15 protein-coding genes are annotated in these 17,654 nt (G+C 40.7%); 9 read left to right on the plus strand and 6 right to left on the minus strand.

Annotation, left to right across the window (positions count from 1 at the left end):
* Positions 1-241: 241 nt before the first annotated feature.
* The 4 genes from BGO84_RS10625 to BGO84_RS10640 form a co-directional block, all read right to left on the minus strand.
* Entirely contained in the window at positions 242-493 is a 252-nt protein-coding gene (locus BGO84_RS10625) for a hypothetical protein (protein ID WP_135104679.1), read from the minus strand.
* Between the two features lie 745 nt (positions 494-1,238).
* Entirely contained in the window at positions 1,239-1,565 is a 327-nt protein-coding gene (locus BGO84_RS10630; protein ID WP_291029107.1) for a hypothetical protein, read from the minus strand.
* Positions 1,566-1,698: 133 nt separating this feature from the next.
* Positions 1,699-2,337 carry a carboxypeptidase regulatory-like domain-containing protein gene (locus tag BGO84_RS10635; RefSeq protein ID WP_291029109.1) on the minus strand — a complete coding sequence of 213 codons (639 nt, stop codon included), beginning with the start codon at positions 2,335-2,337 and terminating at the stop codon, positions 1,699-1,701.
* A gap of 223 nt (positions 2,338-2,560) precedes the next feature.
* Positions 2,561-3,298, minus strand: a complete 738-nt coding sequence (locus BGO84_RS10640) for an XRE family transcriptional regulator (RefSeq protein WP_291029111.1) — start codon at positions 3,296-3,298, stop codon at positions 2,561-2,563.
* Positions 3,299-3,583: 285 nt separating this feature from the next.
* On the opposite strand from BGO84_RS10640, the gene BGO84_RS10645 reads away from it, so the two are divergent.
* From BGO84_RS10645 to BGO84_RS10660, 4 genes are all read left to right on the plus strand, one after another.
* Positions 3,584-3,919, plus strand: coding sequence for a hypothetical protein (locus BGO84_RS10645; protein WP_291029112.1), 336 nt, complete (start codon positions 3,584-3,586; stop codon positions 3,917-3,919).
* 70 nt (positions 3,920-3,989) lie between these two features.
* Entirely contained in the window at positions 3,990-4,589 is a 600-nt protein-coding gene (locus tag BGO84_RS10650; RefSeq protein WP_291029114.1) for a helix-turn-helix domain-containing protein, read from the plus strand.
* Entirely contained in the window at positions 4,576-5,163 is a 588-nt protein-coding gene (locus BGO84_RS10655) for a hypothetical protein (RefSeq protein ID WP_291029116.1), read from the plus strand. Before BGO84_RS10650 ends, BGO84_RS10655 begins: the two co-directional genes overlap by 14 nt.
* A gap of 148 nt (positions 5,164-5,311) precedes the next feature.
* Entirely contained in the window at positions 5,312-5,917 is a 606-nt protein-coding gene (locus BGO84_RS10660; RefSeq protein ID WP_291029118.1) for a hypothetical protein, read from the plus strand.
* A gap of 313 nt (positions 5,918-6,230) precedes the next feature.
* On the opposite strand, the gene BGO84_RS10665 is transcribed toward BGO84_RS10660, so the two are convergent.
* Positions 6,231-6,965, minus strand: a complete 735-nt coding sequence (locus tag BGO84_RS10665) for a hypothetical protein (RefSeq protein ID WP_291029120.1) — start codon at positions 6,963-6,965, stop codon at positions 6,231-6,233.
* Positions 6,966-7,525: 560 nt separating this feature from the next.
* On the opposite strand from BGO84_RS10665, the gene BGO84_RS10670 reads away from it, so the two are divergent.
* The 4 genes from BGO84_RS10670 (at position 7,526) to BGO84_RS10685 (ending at position 10,169) form a co-directional block, all read left to right on the plus strand.
* Entirely contained in the window at positions 7,526-9,010 is a 1,485-nt protein-coding gene (locus tag BGO84_RS10670; protein ID WP_291029122.1) for a hypothetical protein, read from the plus strand.
* 120 nt (positions 9,011-9,130) lie between these two features.
* Positions 9,131-9,409, plus strand: coding sequence for a hypothetical protein (locus BGO84_RS10675; protein WP_291029124.1), 279 nt, complete (start codon positions 9,131-9,133; stop codon positions 9,407-9,409).
* On the plus strand, positions 9,406-9,687 hold the full coding sequence (locus BGO84_RS10680) for a hypothetical protein (RefSeq protein WP_291029126.1): 282 nt from the start codon (positions 9,406-9,408) through the stop codon (positions 9,685-9,687). The genes BGO84_RS10675 and BGO84_RS10680 overlap by 4 nt, the downstream gene beginning before the upstream one ends.
* Positions 9,687-10,169: a terminase small subunit gene (locus BGO84_RS10685; protein ID WP_291029128.1), complete on the plus strand. Its 483-nt coding sequence runs from the start codon at positions 9,687-9,689 to the stop codon at positions 10,167-10,169. The genes BGO84_RS10680 and BGO84_RS10685 overlap by 1 nt, the downstream gene beginning before the upstream one ends.
* A gap of 104 nt (positions 10,170-10,273) precedes the next feature.
* On the opposite strand, the gene BGO84_RS10690 is transcribed toward BGO84_RS10685, so the two are convergent.
* Positions 10,274-14,284 (minus strand): two-component regulator propeller domain-containing protein, encoded by a 4,011-nt coding sequence (locus BGO84_RS10690; protein WP_291029130.1) that lies wholly within the window; start codon positions 14,282-14,284, stop codon positions 10,274-10,276.
* Positions 14,285-14,643: 359 nt separating this feature from the next.
* On the opposite strand from BGO84_RS10690, the gene BGO84_RS10695 reads away from it, so the two are divergent.
* Complete coding sequence (locus BGO84_RS10695; protein ID WP_291029132.1) at positions 14,644-17,637, plus strand: TonB-dependent receptor; 2,994 nt, start codon at positions 14,644-14,646, stop codon at positions 17,635-17,637.
* The last annotated feature ends 17 nt before the right edge of the window (positions 17,638-17,654 follow it).

Consider the following 17,654-nt stretch of genomic DNA (forward strand, 5'->3'; position numbering starts at 1 on the left):
GATAATAATAATTTTTATATCAGTCGTTTAACCCTCTTCGGTAGGGGGCTTTATATGACTTTTTTGTAGAATATATATGGGGGTTTTTGTCATTTTTTTGCACAAGAATAGCCTTGTTGCAGTTGTGATCTTAACGTGCAAACTCGAAAGACCAGCGAAAAATAGTCTTTCCCTTTGCTTTTGATGTAGAGGGAATGGTGGCGTAGGCCTTCGTTTATTGTAAAGTTTTCTGTTCTAGTTTTTACTCCGAAAATAGATAAGCTTGCGAACTGGCAATCTGTAGGAAGTAGATGAAAATGAAGCCTAAGACAGAGAGCAATACAGCGATACCTACAAAACCGGCAACATAAAGGAATCTTCCTACGCCCGTTTTGTTCGATTTGATGTAATCCCAGTCGTCTAGCAATAGTTTGATGTTTTTCCACCCTGCAAAAAGAAAGAAAACTGCAAATATCAGAAGCGATACGATGAATAAATAGTGTATTGTGTTCATTCTGCCTGATTTATGGTTTATTATTTATTGAAGTATTAATTTTATCACTACTTTTTGTTAACATACTTACTGTTCTATGAATTACTTATATTGTACATTACATTTATTCCATTGTTTCTAAAACAACAATATCAATCTTAACTTTAGTGCTCACTCTCTATCTCACAAGAGCTTACCTCTTTTTGCACATTTAAGGCACAAGATTCTAATGAATTATCGTCAGAAATATTGATTTGTAGTGTCCGAACTCATTTCAATTCATATCGAAATTCATATCGAAAATGAAGTCTTGAACGTTTTGTGTTGCCTGATAATATGCTATTTATGATCAAATATACATCTATTTCTGTAACAGAATTATAATTTTGATATTTATTTTTATGTTAATAGAAAAATAATTTTTTAGCATAATTTTACAGCCCTAAAAAAGTCATATTTTGGGTTGTGGGTCACATGTCTAAGTGTCTTCTTTTTAATATGTTAATGTTTGATTTAACACATAAAAAGTCATATTTAGGCATTCCCCTATTTTATAATATTTATTTATTGTTATATTGGCATGTCTTTATGGTTAAGTTTTAGAAAACTCCCCATATTTTAAGGTTCTCCCTTCTGTTGGTTCCTTCGTCCTCTTCGTCCTTCGAGGTTTGTAACCTCGAAGTTTTATTGTAAGGATTTAAAATCCGGATAAGAATAGCTTTCGGATTGCAAATCCGAAAGGACGATGAGGACGATGGGATGGGTCTTAATGACTAATCGGAAAAGGTATCTTTTGAACGTCAATAATCGTGTCGCTTTGAAGTTTAATATATTTGATGGTCGTATCTATTGGTATCAAATCAGGCTTGGGTACTGTGTCGGGCGAGGATATTGATAGTACTTCAATATACAAAGTATCATCTTTCTTAACGGTTTTGTATTTGCTGATTCTATAATATGAGTCTAATATGCTTAAAGAAAGGGTGTCATCGGTATGTTTTAAGACTATAATTCCTTCCGAATTATTTGGCTGAAACCGACACCCCGATACAGTTAGTATGGTGAGCGATAGGATAGTGTATATAGTCTTCATATTATTTAGTTTGAAGAATTGATAATTATCACTTTATTCGTCCTTCGGTATTTGCAACTGCGTCCTTCGGGGTTTGTAACCCCGAAGTTTTATCGTCAGGATTTAAAATCCGAAAGGGGGGTAGCAATAGTATTTATTCTAATGTAATATTTATGTTTCTACTGTTTTCTCCTTTTATAGTAACTGTTTTCTCCTTTTTATCTAACATATCAGAGAATGTAATTCGGACTGAATCTCTATTGGGTATAGCAATTTCGTATACGCCATTGAGCCCGCTGGTTGTGAAGAAAGGGGTTTGCCTAGGAATGAAAGGAAGGTCTTCAACCAAAACATCAACCAATGGTAATGCTTGTCCTTTTTTATTATAAATCTGCCCCTTTATATAATATGCTCTATCGAGAGCCTTGCTTATTAGAGAATCACAGTGGATTCGCTCAGGTGTTTTCTCTAATGTTACATTTATATATTTATCTTCCTTTCTAACATCTATCTCTTTCTTGTAGTAATCTTGAAAATCTTCTAGCCCATTGTAATTAAAATAGAAGAATAATCTGTGTTCGAAACAGAGTCTGATCGAGTCTCTTTTTCTTACACAAATCCGGAATTTTCCATTATTATCCGTTAAACGAGATCCATATATGGCTTGAGGCGAATTGACTGTTATATTGTATATGGGATTTCCTTCTGTGTCAGTAACAGTTCCTGAAATGAACTTTTTGCTGCTGCAACTTCCGATTAGAACTAGGATTAAAATAAGACTCAGGTTTTTCATGATAATAAAAATGTTTTCGTCCTTCGGGGTTTGTAACCCCGAAGTTTTATTGTGAGGATTTAAAATCCAAATAAGACTGACTTTCGGATTGCAAATCCGAAAGGACGATGGGACAATGTCTTATAGGTAGGGGCAGTGGCTTGTCCCTGCCCGTTTGTATCCGGGCGACCACAAGGAATCGCCCCTACTGCGCTAATATTTGTCTCTTCTTTTGCTCAAAAAGTTACATCATATTCGATACCCTTTGTATAATATTGAACATCTGCCGTATATCGTTAAAGCTCAACTCGAAGTCTGAATATTCGGGTGAGGTGTTCAGCGAATGGCAGGTGATCGTACCTTTTTCTACGTCCTGATTTATAATCTGTTTGCAGAGGATGGTGTTGTCGAGCACAATTATCCAGTTGGGATACTCATTTGTACGCAACTTGTCTCTCCAGTGTTCCGATCCCAGTTCACGCCCCAGCACGATGTCGCCGTTTGCGAGGCTTTTGCGTGTATCGTCGTCCATGCTGTCTCCCTTTATTTCAAACGCCATATACTTTCCGTGTCCTATCTGGTCTACAATGAAATTGTACTCGTCGAGCGAACCGCTAAACTCGGCATCACGATAGTCGTCTATGTACTTGGCATAGGCTTTTATAGGCACAAAAGGAACCCGCATCAGGTATTTTCCGTTTGCCAACTGAAAGTATTTCACCCCTGCCTTTGTTATCAGGTATGGCTCTTCCTTGTCGGCGTCGACTTTCATCATCGGTCCTTCTTCGGTGAGTAGCCAGCTTGCATTTATCTGTGGCAGGCGGGCAAGTATTTTCTCTATCACTTCCAATCCGATTTTTCGGTTTCCACTTATCCAGTTGCTAGTCGTATTTGGTTTTTCGTCTATCGATCTGGCGAATTCGCTGTTAGATCCTTTAAACAAATCTTCCCTTATTTTCTTTATCCTCTCATGTATTTCCATTGTTCACTAATATGTGTATTGTTAAATGGGCATGTAATGTGATTATTTTGCTTTTTCTTCTTCTTTTCTTTCTTCTTAAGTCTCTGCTAGAAAATGATTGCCGAGCTATCTTATTCATTATCTAGATTGTATTATATATTCAATAAGAGTTAACTATAATTAACTATATTATTCACATAAATGTGTATAATGTATTCACAAATATGTGTATATTTGTATTGAAAGTATTATTTACTATCAAATTAAAGAAAATAAATACAATCTGGCAATTAAAACGAAAGAAAAATGGGAGCACTGAAAATTGACTGCTATTGCAATGAAAGACAGATGGCAAGCTTAGTGAAAGCCGTTACCGGCCATTTGTATGAGTCCGACAGGTCGGAGATACCCGATTTTGACGATGTGATTAACGGTGTGCGGGTGTGTGTAGAGTTTGAAACATACATGGATACCGTACAACTGAAAACCTCTGAAGTACTCGATGGCGACTGGGATTTGCTTTACGAAGACTCTGCTGTGCTGACTTCACGCCTGCGAGCTATTGTAGACGAATATAACCGTAACGAAAGCGAAGCATGTGAACAATCGCGGGATATACTTTCCGACAGTTACACAAGCTAATGGGAGTGCAATGTGTGCCTCTCCGACAAGAACTAACCTAACACCGGCAGTAAAACAATTAATCGCTTGTATGAACTACATTGAACTCATAAATCTATTTTGGCAAATCCGCCGTAAGGTGCGATTGAGCTCCAGCGAGGCAGATCTGTATTACTTCCTGATGCAGGAGTCGAATGCTCGCCAATGGGAAAACCCTTTTGAGTGTACCAACGGTATTATCTGCGCTACGATCGGTTTTAGCGAAAAGACCATGATAGATGCACGCAACAGGCTAAAAGAGAAGGGGCTGATAGACTTTGAGGCAGGACAGCGCAGGCTTCGCTCGCCCGTATATACACTGTTGTACAACAAAAAAGGGTGCAGACCGGCAAGTAAGAAGCAGGTAAAACCTAAAAAGGAGCGGTTACCCTTTACAGGCGATGAGAGCAATGCAAAATCCGCATTCGTAGTGCCCACCTTCGAAGAGGTGGAGGCTTACTGCAAGCAAAGGGGCGGCAGGGTGGATGCCCGTAAGTTTATAGACTTCTATACAGCAAAAGACTGGATGATAGGGCGTAACAAAATGAAAAACTGGCAGGCTGCTGTCCGAACGTGGGAAAAGTCGAAGGATTATATGCAGCCCGTAGCCGAGAGTAAACAACAAAAAAGCTTAGGAGATGAACGATTTTAACGAAATATGCAGCCGAATGAAAGAGCACGATATGCCTGTGCCTCAGAATCAAGTGATAGTCCGTGTGCCCGAAGCACGCACGGTGCTCTATCACTATATGAAAGACTGTCTGGCACAGAAAAGGAGCGAATTGAACTGGCTGCCCGAGTATGAAGAGGTGGCAGACTGGCTGGCAGACAATCGGGGGAGGGGACTTTTTCTGTATGGCGACTATGGTCGTGGCAAAACAATGCTGGGTTATCATGTGCTGCCTGCCATCTTGCTGAAGTATATGAACAAGGTGGTGAATGTGTATGATGCTCAAAGGATGAACAGCGATATAGACAAGCTGCTGAGGAAACATATTATAAGTCTCGACGATATTGGTACGGAAGATACTTTGGTAAGTTATGGCAACCGCCGCCTAGCCTTTGCCGAAGTGATGGATGCCGCCGAAAAATACCGAAAACTGGTTATCGTATCCACCAATCTCAACGGCGATCAGATTGTGGCTCGCTATGGTCAGCGGGTAATGGAGCGCATAATTTCGGTTACCCGCCGCATCGAATTCAAAGGGCAGAGCCAAAGGCGCTGATTAACAAATGATTTGTAGCTATTAACAATTGTCGGGATTTTCGTCCTGATGGGCATCGCCTGCTCTTTTTTGTGCGGTGATCTTTATCTCGAAAGTGTATTCAACGTATTTATAATCAATTATTAACCATTCTTTATCTTATTATATTATGCTATTATTCAACGTAAGCAAAGGCAACAAAGGGAAAAAGTATTTCAGTAAAGAACGTGATATGTCGGACGTTGTTTTTGCCGAAAAGGCAGAAGCTTTCAACCGTTGGTTTGCCGACAATAATAAAAAACTGACACAATATCTTGAGGTGCGTCGTTCGTACAACTGCGATGTTTTCAACGACAGCTACCTGAAAATGTACGAGAACATTCTCTTCTCGGGAAACAAAATAGAGAATTACATGCACTATTTTATCCGTTCGTATTATACCAATCTGATGGCCGAGGGTATCAAGCAAAACAGATATTGCGAGCTGTTGCCCAACTACGACAAGTCGGATGTAGATAGCGGCTATTTCCGTGAGATCGAAGCCAAGCAAAGTAAGTTGGAGTCGGATATAATGCAGTATGTATATGATAATTATGATATTCGTGATTTCGAGCTGTTTAAGATGTATATTTCTCTCAAGCCTGCTATAAACTATACTTCTCTATCGGAAATTACTGGGGTTAAGGCGCATAATATACAGCGGGCTATCTCGCGCATCAAGAAAGGGGTGCTTGCCAATAAAGAGTTTGCCGAAAGACGCAAAGAATTAGTATAGAAATTCTTATTGGTATTACAGTTGCGAATTATATAATAAAAAAAGCCCTTTATTTTATATCTGCCACATGACAATATAAAATAAAGGGCTGTAAGGTTGGGAAGTCCTGTCTGTTGTGTAGAAACGATCTTACATTTTAGTAAGGATATGTAATGCTATTAAGGCTTATAGTTTTTTATAATTCTTCTATCAGTAGATAGCTACCTATCGAGCTCATATATTTGGCATCATGTGATGTAGATGCCGCCATGCGTGTGACTCTATTGTTTGCCGGTCCGTTGGCTATCATTCGTATTAATGAACCTTCCTTTCCTTAGTTCAAAATACATATCGGGTTTGTGACACCGCCATCGTGATAGCTTTCTGTAGATGATTCAGAATATCCCCATGTAGATATTGGCAGTGAAACAAGAGTCGGATTATTATTTTTTATCAGGTAGAAACGGCTAGCGATATAAGTTGCGCTTCCATCAGTGCCATTTGTAAAAATGCCAACGTAGCCGGTTATCTTAAAGTCTTTGAGAGGAGGAAGATATATATCTGTGTTGTTTATAATTTTTATGCCTTCTGTATTTATACCTTTTATCGAATCCCATATAATATTTGTTCTCGCCGGATTTGTTTCACTATTTGTTCTTGCGGCGATAGTCTGGTTGTCATTCTTGACTACAACCGCCAATGTTTTTTCTACAACCGCCACTTTTGGTTTCAGGGCTGTCCATGTATACAAAGAGTCGTTTAGTTGCCATGTATATATACCTCGTCCGTTAGAAAACTTAGGATTGGTGTTGTATACCGTTAGTCCTTCGTTTATCGTGTCTTGTACGATATTGTATCCCTCTGGGAACATAGGAAACAGTTTGTCTCCGTTTGATAAAAAAACTCTCGGAAAACCAAAGCCTTTAGTGGCATTTGTACCCTTCGAGTCATTCTCTTTGAGTTGGAGGATAGCACCATAGACAGGCTCGCTGGCAGACCCGATGGTTACTTGGGCTTGCGAGAAGATACTGATACTGATTCCTAATAATAATATTATATATTTTATCATAATAGTTTTGTGTATTAAAAAATAAAAATAATGCAGTGTAATTTGTGTTAGTATTTGCCCTAAAGTTCGCTGCGAAGTTAGCACTTTAAAAGTAAATAAAATAATATTTGTCCTTTCGGGAAGCTTTGGAGTGTACGTGTTTGTAGCATTTGAAGCCTATTTGTGGGGCTTAATCGATTTGTATTAGTGTACTAAATACGTCATTGGTAGCGGATTGTCTATTAATAGTTAAAATATACAATAACTTCTGTCTATTAGCTATTGAAAAAAGTAATGTAGGTGTTTTCTGCTTAATTTTCTGAGGGAGTTTCTCTTAAGAGGAATAAAAGACTATCTGATAAATATTTGAGGGGAAATTTCATTGTCCTGCATATTACTCACGGCTATAATCCTTGTCTGTCGTACTGAAGAGCGAAGTATTTCGCAATTTCATAAAAAAAATATCATCCAAATCGTGAAAAAACCGTCATCTTTTTTATTCAATATTATCTTATTGTGCACATGTGTTTATTGAATTCAAAACATTTCTAAAAAGAACTATTAAACTAATTATTAAGCTTATGAAGAAAATTTTATTGATGCTAATGCTCTTTCTTGGCTTTGGATCGATTACGATTATGGGGCAGACCTTTGTTCGAATTTATCCCAAAGCCAGCTTTGTAGGAGTAACTAAAAAAGGTACTACTTATGCAAAGCAATCTATAGAGAAAGATCCGAAGCGTTTTTTTGTCGGTTACGATGCTACTACCAGTACTTATGGTAGAGGATATTTGGAATTTGATCTTTCATCTTTACCCAAGGATGTTACAATTGTTTCCGCATCATTACAGTTAACAAGTGTGATAGCGTATGATAATAATTTCAACGGGAAGATTAAGCTATATTCATGTGGAAACTACATGGATGCTAATGAGGTTATTTGGAATAGCCTGAAAGGAATAACTAATCTTGATCTCATTAGTACAGATATGCAAAGAGAAGGGTATGGGAAAGCCTTGTCAAGTGAAGCATTGAAGATAACAACGAAGAATGCAATCGGTAAAAAGTTATATTTAGCAATAAATCATGTCGATGAAAGTAAGGTAATAAGATTTACTGGAGATATTAAAGATTTGTATTTGGATATAGAGTATAAAAGTGCAAGCGGCGAAATGGGTGGCAGTACAGGTTTTCCATATATTGATGAAATAATTACCTCCACAGTGGACAATCGACTATTATCATCTACATATCCTGCATATCCTGGAGATACTATAATTTGTTATTGTAAAGTTGTCAACGCTGTAGTAAAAGAAGGTGATATTTCCTGGACTTATAATAGTAACCATTTAAGAAGAATACCCAACAAATCTGATAATGACTTTAAAAGGATAACCTTTGTAGTTAAATATACTCATACAAATATAAGTTCAGAGATTAGGGCAGAATATGGGGTGTTTAAAGCGAGAGAAGAAGTAGAAATAGAAGGCCAGCCTGCCAAAATGATTCCGAGTAGCTCGCTAGTTTATCAAGGGAATAAAATTACTTATACATTAGATATTCCTTCTAATATAAGAGACCAGGTAGTAGTAAATTGGCAAGGCTCAATGCTACTATCTCTACTTTCGGGAGAGGGTACATGTGAAGCAGTATATTATGCTGCACGTGAAGGTAATGCCATTGCTAAGGCAACAGTCTCCTATAATGGACAAAGCTATGCAGTTGAAGACTCCAGTGTTCGCATTATTTTAGATCCAAACCCTAGTTCCATCTCTTACAATGCTATCAAGAACTATACCGACATAAGTAGACTCGACAGAGTTGGGTCGTTAACCTTCGGTAGCGAAATAAGGGGAGCAACCAAATTTCAGTGGTATGGTGGTTTTCCGGTCGAATATAAAGGCAGTAAGACAAGCCCAATTGTAACAGTAGACAAGAAGCATATTATAAGTAAGGGATTTGGGATGACAATCTGGGTAACAGCAAGTAATGATAAAGAATCTGTTACTATTTATTACTTTGTGTCGGTCGATGGCGTAGGTGGATTAGATCCTACGGTAGAGTAATAAAATCTTGTATAAATAATATTATCTATCCTCCTTCCTTCTTCATAAAGGGAGGAGGATATTTTTCTCTTTCCTCCCCCAAAAACTGCATTATTTCTCTACAAAATTATCTTATTATATATGGATGCGCTAACTATCATTATTACGATGCTGTGTTGCATTGTCACCTCCCTTTACTGCGGAGTGGTGCTGTCGCTAAGGCTTCCCGAAGTGTGGACTATTCTCGACCGAAAGCCTTTCAATTGTCGTCCCTGTGTCACCTTTCACCTCACATGGATGCTGTTCGGGATATTTGCTTTTGCAAGGCAATCGTGGACTTTGGCAGGTATCGGCATTGTAGTTGCGTTCATCATATTTTTCCTTGTAAAATATATCGACAACAAAAAAATAGTAAAATGACAAATCTAGCATTAAGATCAGAAGTAGAAGCATTGGTACGCGAAGTAGAGAAAACACACCGTTACTCGATGAGCCGTATCTATGGATTATATAATCGGGTTTTCGGCACAAACGAAACCTCTCAGTCGTGCGCCAGTTGCCTGATACGCAAAGTAAGAGAGTTGAAAAACTGGCTTGCTAAAAACTCCGATAACGAGCGTATTGCAGATAAAGAAACTACCGTAGTACAATCCGCATCAGTAAAGACAGCAAAGAAACATTTGAAAAAAGATAAATAATGGCTGCCCGCAAAACCTGTTACAAAAGCCGTGAAAACAACGGCAGGGAGATAAGGTATGAAAGCCCGGGCAGCCTTCTCGCACAGGCATATAGATACTTCGAGTGGTGCGACAGTAATCCCTGGCACAAAGCCGAGCTGATCCGCTCGGGAGCAAGGGTAGGAGAGGTGGTAGAGCTTCCTGTGTCACGCCCATACACCATCGAAGGCCTATGCGTTTTTTGTGGGATCAGTCTTGCTACTTTCGCACGATATGAGTGTGACCCTCACTTTGGTGAGGCTATAGAGCATCTCCGATTGACAATCCGTCAGCAGCAGCTCGAGGGTGAATGTATTGGCGTTTACAATGCAAATGCTCTGTCTAAGGTTACAACCGCAGAAAAAAAGGAGGAGGCAGACCAACCTTCCGAATTGGTTATCAACGTGCTGTCTCACGATACAAAAGAAAATTTGGAAACATTGAAGAAAAACCTATCAGGGTAAGCGTTTATGGTATGAGGGTTTGTCAGAAGCATTTTTTACTATTATTCTGTCAGGATGACAAAAGAAGGTAATATTTTTTCATTATGTATCTCCTACCGAAAATATTACTCCCCGCTTTTCATCTTATTTACAAATTCCTTTGGAGACATGCCATAGCTTTTGAAGAATGCCTTGGTAAAGTACGATGCCGAGTTAAAACCTACGTAGTAAGCCACTTCATTTATCCGCATGTCTGTCTCCAGCAGAAGTTTGCATGCTCTTTTTAGGCGATAATTGCGCAGGTAGTCGCCTGGAGTTACGCCACTTATGCTCTTTAACTTGCGTTGCAGGTTGGAGCGACTGATGCTCAGTATATCGGTTAGCGATTCCACCGTGAATGTTTCTTCCGAGAGGTGTTTTTCTATCTCTTCGTTCAGCTTGTTGAGGAATGTTTCGTCACCCTTATTGGTTACCAAGCTTGCGTAAGACGATAGCGGCGAACGGTTGAACGCTTCGAGTATCGCTTTCCTGTTTTCCAGCAAACTCGCTATCTGAGCTCTGAGGTACGATATCGAGAACGGCTTTTCTATAAACACATCAGCCCCCGATAACAGTCCTTCTACCTTCGCCGTATTTTCGGTCTTTGCCGATAGCAGTATCACCGGTATATGGCTGTAGTTGAGGTCGGCTCGCAGTCGCTTGGTAAAGGATATACCATCGATGCCGGGCATCATAATATCCGAAACGATAAGATCGAAGCTCTTGTCTTCAAGCAGTTTCAACGCTTCGGTAGCACTCAGTGCCGTATCTACCGTATATTCGTTCTGTAGGCTGTTTTTTATAAATTGTATCATCTCGGGATTGTCGTCTACCACAAGTACGCTGTTCTTGCCGTTGATTGTTGCTAGTCCTCCATCCTCGAAGGAGATACTTTCACTACTTGCCGTTTCACTTTGGTCGATAGAAAACTCTTTGGATATATCAGAGAAAGTGAACGCAAACAATGCGCCACCAGTTTTGCTGTCTTTTACCTCAATCTTTCCTTTCAGTATCTCAGCCAAATGCTTCACCAGCGAAAGCCCGATGCCTGTGCCTACCTTGCTGTCGTCTTGCTGTACCTGATAGAAAGGGTCGAATATCAGTTCTTTATGATTGTCGGATATGCCTCGTCCGTTGTCTTCTACAGTCACGGTATACGTCTTATCACTGTTCGGTATAAGAGTAAGGATAATCTTGCTTCGGGTAAATTTCAACGCATTAGTCAGCAGGTTACCTATTATTTTGGTCAGCGCATCCGGATCGGATATTACATCTATTATAGGTTGGGCAGGCATGTGCAGCTCAAAGTCTATCTTTTTGTTCTGCGCCGTTTTCTTAAATCGCTCATACAGTTCGCTGATATGCTCGCTAAGGTTTATTGTTTCGGGATTTACGATATATTTAGTCGAATCCATCTTGCGGAAATCGAGCAACTGATTGATGAGCACCGTCAGCCTGTCGCAGTTTTTCTCTATCATCGAAAGGTTCTGATGAGTCTCCTTGCTGCCTTCGCCCGACGAAATCACCTCTTCGAGCGGTGCGCTGATAAGGCTGAGCGGTGTGCGTATCTCGTGTGCAATGGTAGTAAAGAAATCGATCTTCGATTTGAAGGCAAGCGTTTCCTGTTCGGCTTTGTAAGCTTCGAGGTGTTTCTGCTGTTTTATCTTGCTTTTCTTGGTGTAGTACGACACCAGCATATAAATCAAGAATATAACGAGCGCAAAATAAACGAGCCGTGCCGGTATCGACAACCAGAAAGGCGGCAATATTTCTATCTCTATCGCTGTGCCCGTTTCGTTCCACAGTCCATCGTTGTTCGAGGCCTTCACCCTGAAGGTATATTTGCCCGGCGAAAGGTTTACATAGGTTACGCTCTTGTTGTTGCCCGCATAGTTCCATTCCTCGTCCGTTCCTTCGAGCATATAGGCATACTGGTTTTTAGTTTGCGATATATAGCTGAGGCTAACGTACGATATGGTGAACGACGAACGGTTGTAAGGTAATTTTATGCACTGTTTTTTATTCAGACGGGTTTGTATCTCTTGTTCCTTTTCGGCAGTGATATTTCCCAACACACGTATCTGGGTGATCTCTATGGATGGAATAATACCGTTTTTATTCTCGCTCAGGTCTTTAGGATAAAAACAACTGAATCCGTTTATCCCTCCGAAGTAAAACTTGCCGTCTCTGGTCTTGTAACTCGACTTGTAATTGAACTGGTTGCTCTGCAGCCCATCTGCTTTGTTATATATCCTATGGCTTTTTGGGTCGGACGTGTTGAAGGTTACCAGCCCCTTGTTGCAGCTTACCCAGAGATTGCCGAAAGGGTCGTCGAGCACGCCGTAAATCACATTGTTGGGCAAGCCGTCGTCTTCCGATACGTTTTTGAAGTTATCCGTTTTGTAGTCGTAGATAAAAATGCCACGCCCTTCGCTCGAGAATATCACCCGCTTGGTATTGTCGATGTGTATGCTCGTTAGCTTGCTGCCTACAATGGGGTTGCTGCGTCCTTGTATCGTGTCGTAGTGTACCCATTTGTTGCGGGTCATATCCAGTTTTATCGCACCCCTTCCGTATGTTGCCACCCACAGGTTGCCGTAGTCGTCTTCCTTCATGTCGTATATAAAACCGAAGGCTTCGGGGATACGCTTAAAGCTGTTATTGCTTCGGTCAAACTTATTCAGCCCCACAGGTGTACCGGCGTATATATCTCCATTCTTGGTTTTATAGAGCGAGAAGATACAGTCGTCATTCAGCGTGCTTTCGTCCCTGATATTGCTTCTGTGGTTGACGAGCGAATGGCTGCGTGTATTATATATGTCTATCCCGCGCGAAAATGTACCTATCCACAGGTTATCGCCATCCATCATCAGGGCATGGGTGTTGTGGTAAGAGGTTTTTACGGGTTGCGAAAATACCTTTGTCTTGGTATCGAAGTAGTTGAGCCCGCCGTCTTCTGTGGCAATCCAGATATTGGATAAGTTGTCTTCCAGAAACTGACTGACCGCCTTTCCCGATAGCAGGTTGTGCAAAACATCGGGGTAGTAAGTTTCTATATTCAGCAGCGAGGTATTCAGATAGTTTACTCCTCCAAAGTAAGTGCCTATCCATATCCCGTTCTCCTTGTCTTTGGCTATCGAGTACACATTCTGGTCGCTGAGGCTGTATTTCACCTGAGGGGCATCGAGCCGTTTTATCGACTTGGTGTCTGTATTAAAGAGGTACAGCCCGTCGTCGGAACCGATAAGCAGCGAGTTGTCGGTATATTGAAATATAGAGCGCACGTGCGTAATATAGTACGACTTAGACCCTAGCCCGAAGAAGGAGGTGTATTCGTTGGTTTGCTTGTTGAACAGCCTGATGCCATCGTCCCACGTGCCCAACCACAGATTGCCCTTATTGTCGTCGAGCATGCACAGTATTTCGTTTTGCGAGTTGTCTTGTATGCTAAACATGCCTTCGGGTGCTTCCAGCTTGCCTTTGTCGGGGTTGTACCTGAGCAGCCCCAGCCTTGTACCTACCCATATCGATCCCGATTTGTCGGTTACGATAGACCACGTAGCGTTCAGCCCCAGTCTGTATTTCTCTATCTCTATGGCTTTCAGTGTTTTTTTTGCAGGGTTGTACATAAATATGCCTTGCGCCATTGTCCCTATCCACAGATTGCCGTTTTTGTCTATATACAATGCATTTACGGCTGAGGTAACCTCTATGCCGTTGGCGGTTTTGGTATTTATCTTCGCAAAACTCTCGTCCGTCATATCCATTCTGTATAGTCCGGCATCTGTACCTACATAAAGTATGTTTTCTTTTCCTTCGGTAATGCAACGGATGAAGTTGTTGCCCAAAGACTGGTTGTTGTGATTGTTTTTTCTGAATATGCGGAAGTTATCCCCATCGTATCGGTTGAGCCCGTCTTTGGTTCCAAACCACATGAAGCCTTTCGAGTCCTGTAGGATACAGTACACGGCGTTTTCCGAGAGCCCGTCATCTACCTGAATCTTACGGAAGTGAAAATTGGAATTTTCCTGAGCAAATAGATTTATGGTATAAAAAACGGTCAGAAAAATGGTGAAAAGTAGTCTTCTGTTTTTCATTTTTGTAAAAATACAGTATATCTGCGAACATACGAACTCTTCGGGAAGCTTATTTTATGGTAAAAAATAACCAAATACTTGTAATAATTGAGCAATTACACGTCTAGACTGTTTTTTACACTTTTTTAGTTGAAAAGTACATTTGCTTTTGTTCGCTCTCCTGTAACTTTGATTTATCAGAAAAACCTATTAAAAATCAAACCATGAAGTGAAGACTATCTTAATGCCTCTCTATTATTGTGTAATGCCACTAGAGTACGGCAACAATCATTTATCAAAATACCAGAAAGGAAAGAAATTATTATTTATCCTCATAAATAATGAGTTAACCTAATTATAAAAAACCAAAATCTAGAAACATGTTAAAAAGAATTTTATTTCTACTGTTTGCGGTCTGTTCATTAGCAGTTTATGGGCAGAATGTGGAGGTAAAGGGAAAGGTTGTGGATGATATCAACGATCCGCTTCCCGGAGTGAGTGTCAGTATCAAAGGTACAACAAGGGGCACTATCACTGATGTTGACGGTAATTATTCTATCGAGGTATCTCGAAATCAGACTTTGGTGTTCTCCCTTGTGGGAATGACACCGCAGGAGGTTGTTTATACAGGACAGCCTGCTATAAATGTATCACTGGCTACCGACGATAAACGCTTGGAAGAGGTAGTCGTGATCGGGTATCAAACCATCAAGAAGGCAGACCTTACAGGAGCTGTTTCGGTATTCAATCCGACTGAAATGAAAAACACGATCGTAACCGGTACTGTGGGCGATGCTCTGGGTACACTTCCGGGCTTGACTGTACGTACAGCCGGAAATCCGGGTAGCGAAGGAAAGGTAGAGATTCGTGGTACAGGTACGTTGGGAGACAGTCAGCCGCTGTATGTAGTGGATGGTATCGTTTCGGGAGCCAACCGAGACTTCAACTTCAACGATATAGAAAGTATTCAGGTGCTCAAAGATGCTTCGGCAGCAGCTATATATGGCTCGCGCGCGGGTAATGGTGTTATCATCATTACCACCAAGCAAGGGAAAGAAGGCAAGATGAAGATAGATGTATCTTCGCGTATGACACTCCAGTGGTTGCCTAAATATAATCTTACAAACCGCGACCAATGGATTCAGCTCAACGACCTTGCTTTTGCCAATGGCGGCAAAGCTCCGGCAAACCACTTTGACGGTAATACCGACTGGCAGGAAGAAGTATTCAAAACCGGTATTGTACAAGACCATAATATCTCCTTCTCGGGAGGAACAAAAGACAGCCGTTACTTTATTTCGGGTAACTATCAGCACAATTCGGGTACTACAATCGGAGCTAAGAGCGAGCGTTTCACATTGCGTTCCAATACTTCAGCGTCACGCAACTTTGGCGATAATGTAACATTCCGTATCGGCGAAAATATTGTACTAAGTCACTTCGGAGTAGATGAACTTAATACCAATCCGATTATAGATGTATATCGTATGTTGCCTACCATCCCTATTCACGACTCTAACAATGCAGCTAAGGGTGGTTACGGATTTGGTGACGGTAGCCGTGATGTTACCTTCGGTTCTAATCCGTTTGCGAAAGAAGATTTTGAAAATACAACAAATAGCAACTTGCGTATCAGGGGTAATACTTTTACTGAACTGGAAGCTTTCAAGATGTTTAAATATCGCTTCAATTTTGGATTCGACTTTAGCAACGATAAGCATAAATATTTGCGTAAAGAAGGTTATTGGACATACAATCAGCCATACGATCCTTCTTCACTAAATAAAAATCAGGCTCAATATCAAGGATTCGTATTCGATAATACATTAGAATTCAATAAGAAATTCGATAAGCACGATATCTCTGCCGTATTGGGTATAAGCTACCAGACCTCTACCTATGAGCAAATCTGGGGTACAAAGAATGATGTGCTCATGACTGGAAACGACTACTTCGATAATCTCGATGCAGCACTATCTAATCCTAAGACAGGTAACTATAAAGACTTGCAGAAATTGTTCTCCGTATTTGGACGAATCAATTACAATTATGACGACAGATATCTCATGAGCTTTACAATGCGTAGAGACGAGTCTTCAAAATTCTCACCTAGCAACAGAGTAGGATATTTCCCTTCTGTATCGGCAGGATGGAGAATCAGTAAAGAAAGCTTTTTCGATGTGCCATGGGTAGATGATCTGAAGCTAAGAGCGAACTATGGGGTGCTGGGTACTTCAAATATAGGTGTGTGGGATTGGGTTTCATTTATTACCGTATTTCCTCAGGCGGTGTTTGGTACAGGACAATCTGTACAAACAGGTATGACTCAAATCAAACTAGCCAATGCCGATTTGAAATGGGAAAAACTTTCGCAAATCAATGCCGGATTCGATGCCGCTTTGCTGAACAACAAATTAGCGATATCGGTAGACTACTTTATGAAGGAAACAAAAGACGTGCTGACTCCGATGCAAATACTAATGGTAACCGGTAACAATGGCGGTAACCCGAACGTAAATGCAGCAACCTTGCAGAATACAGGTATTGAGGTGTCGGCTACATGGCGCGACAAGATTGGTAAAGACTTTGGCTATAGTTTCAACGTAAACGGGTCTTTCCTTAAGAATAAGATTAAAGAATTAGGATATGGACGTACAGAGTTTACACAGTGGGATACGAAGTCGAAAGTAGGACACCCTATCGGAGAGTGGTATTTGATCAAAACCGATGGTTTGTTCCGCTCCGAAGAAGAGGTACAAGCTCACAAAAATAGTGAAGGCAAACTGATACAGCCAAATGCCAGACCGGGTGATGTGAGATTTATCGATGCCAACGATGATGGTATGATTACCGATGCCGACAGACAATATTGCGGCTCTACTTTGCCAAAATTCCAATTGGGGATGAATTGGGGCTTCGAATACAAAGGATTTGATCTTCAGTTGCAGTTCTCAGGTGCATTCGGGCATAAATCATTCAACGGACCTCGCAGTGCTTACGACAGGTTTGACGACAACTCGAACTATCGTGCCGACTACGACCCTTGGACTCCCGACAATCCGAACGCAAAAGATCCACGTCCTATCTACGCCGATTCTCGCAACGTGCGCGGCAATCAGGATCGCTGGTTAGAAAACGGAAGCTACCTGAGAGTAAAACAAATGGCTTTGGGGTATAATCTTCCAAAATCTCTATTGGGTGAAGTATTCAGTGGTATTCGTGTGTATGTGAATGCTCAAAATCTAATCACATTTACATCATACAAAGGGCTTGATCCTGAATTCCTGAATACGAATATCTGGGATCGCAGCTACGATGGCGGGTCATTCCCTAATCCTCGTGGGGTAACTTTTGGAGCACAAGTATCATTCTAATCTAAAAATACCAAAAC

This window comes from Dysgonomonas sp. 37-18, from assembly GCF_001899125.1.
GTDB lineage: Bacteria > Bacteroidota > Bacteroidia > Bacteroidales > Dysgonomonadaceae > Dysgonomonas.

Excerpts from the sequence above, each read along its gene's own strand:
- BGO84_RS10680 (WP_291029126.1), top strand. The coding sequence starts at position 9,406 with ATGACAAATCTAGCATTAAGATCAGAAGTAGAAGCATTGGTACGCGAA.
- BGO84_RS10665 (WP_291029120.1), bottom strand. The coding sequence starts at position 6,965 with ATGATAAAATATATAATATTATTATTAGGAATCAGTATCAGTATCTTC.
- BGO84_RS10685 (WP_291029128.1), top strand. The coding sequence starts at position 9,687 with ATGGCTGCCCGCAAAACCTGTTACAAAAGCCGTGAAAACAACGGCAGG.
- BGO84_RS10645 (WP_291029112.1), top strand. The coding sequence starts at position 3,584 with ATGGGAGCACTGAAAATTGACTGCTATTGCAATGAAAGACAGATGGCA.
- BGO84_RS10650 (WP_291029114.1), top strand. The coding sequence starts at position 3,990 with ATGAACTACATTGAACTCATAAATCTATTTTGGCAAATCCGCCGTAAG.
- BGO84_RS10675 (WP_291029124.1), top strand. The coding sequence starts at position 9,131 with ATGGATGCGCTAACTATCATTATTACGATGCTGTGTTGCATTGTCACC.
- BGO84_RS10640 (WP_291029111.1), bottom strand. The coding sequence starts at position 3,298 with ATGGAAATACATGAGAGGATAAAGAAAATAAGGGAAGATTTGTTTAAA.
- BGO84_RS10635 (WP_291029109.1), bottom strand. The coding sequence starts at position 2,337 with ATGAAAAACCTGAGTCTTATTTTAATCCTAGTTCTAATCGGAAGTTGC.
- BGO84_RS10655 (WP_291029116.1), top strand. The coding sequence starts at position 4,576 with ATGAACGATTTTAACGAAATATGCAGCCGAATGAAAGAGCACGATATG.
- BGO84_RS10660 (WP_291029118.1), top strand. The coding sequence starts at position 5,312 with ATGCTATTATTCAACGTAAGCAAAGGCAACAAAGGGAAAAAGTATTTC.
- BGO84_RS10690 (WP_291029130.1), bottom strand. The coding sequence starts at position 14,284 with ATGAAAAACAGAAGACTACTTTTCACCATTTTTCTGACCGTTTTTTAT.
- BGO84_RS10670 (WP_291029122.1), top strand. The coding sequence starts at position 7,526 with ATGAAGAAAATTTTATTGATGCTAATGCTCTTTCTTGGCTTTGGATCG.
- BGO84_RS10630 (WP_291029107.1), bottom strand. The coding sequence starts at position 1,565 with ATGAAGACTATATACACTATCCTATCGCTCACCATACTAACTGTATCG.
- BGO84_RS10625 (WP_135104679.1), bottom strand. The coding sequence starts at position 493 with ATGAACACAATACACTATTTATTCATCGTATCGCTTCTGATATTTGCA.
- BGO84_RS10695 (WP_291029132.1), top strand. The coding sequence starts at position 14,644 with ATGTTAAAAAGAATTTTATTTCTACTGTTTGCGGTCTGTTCATTAGCA.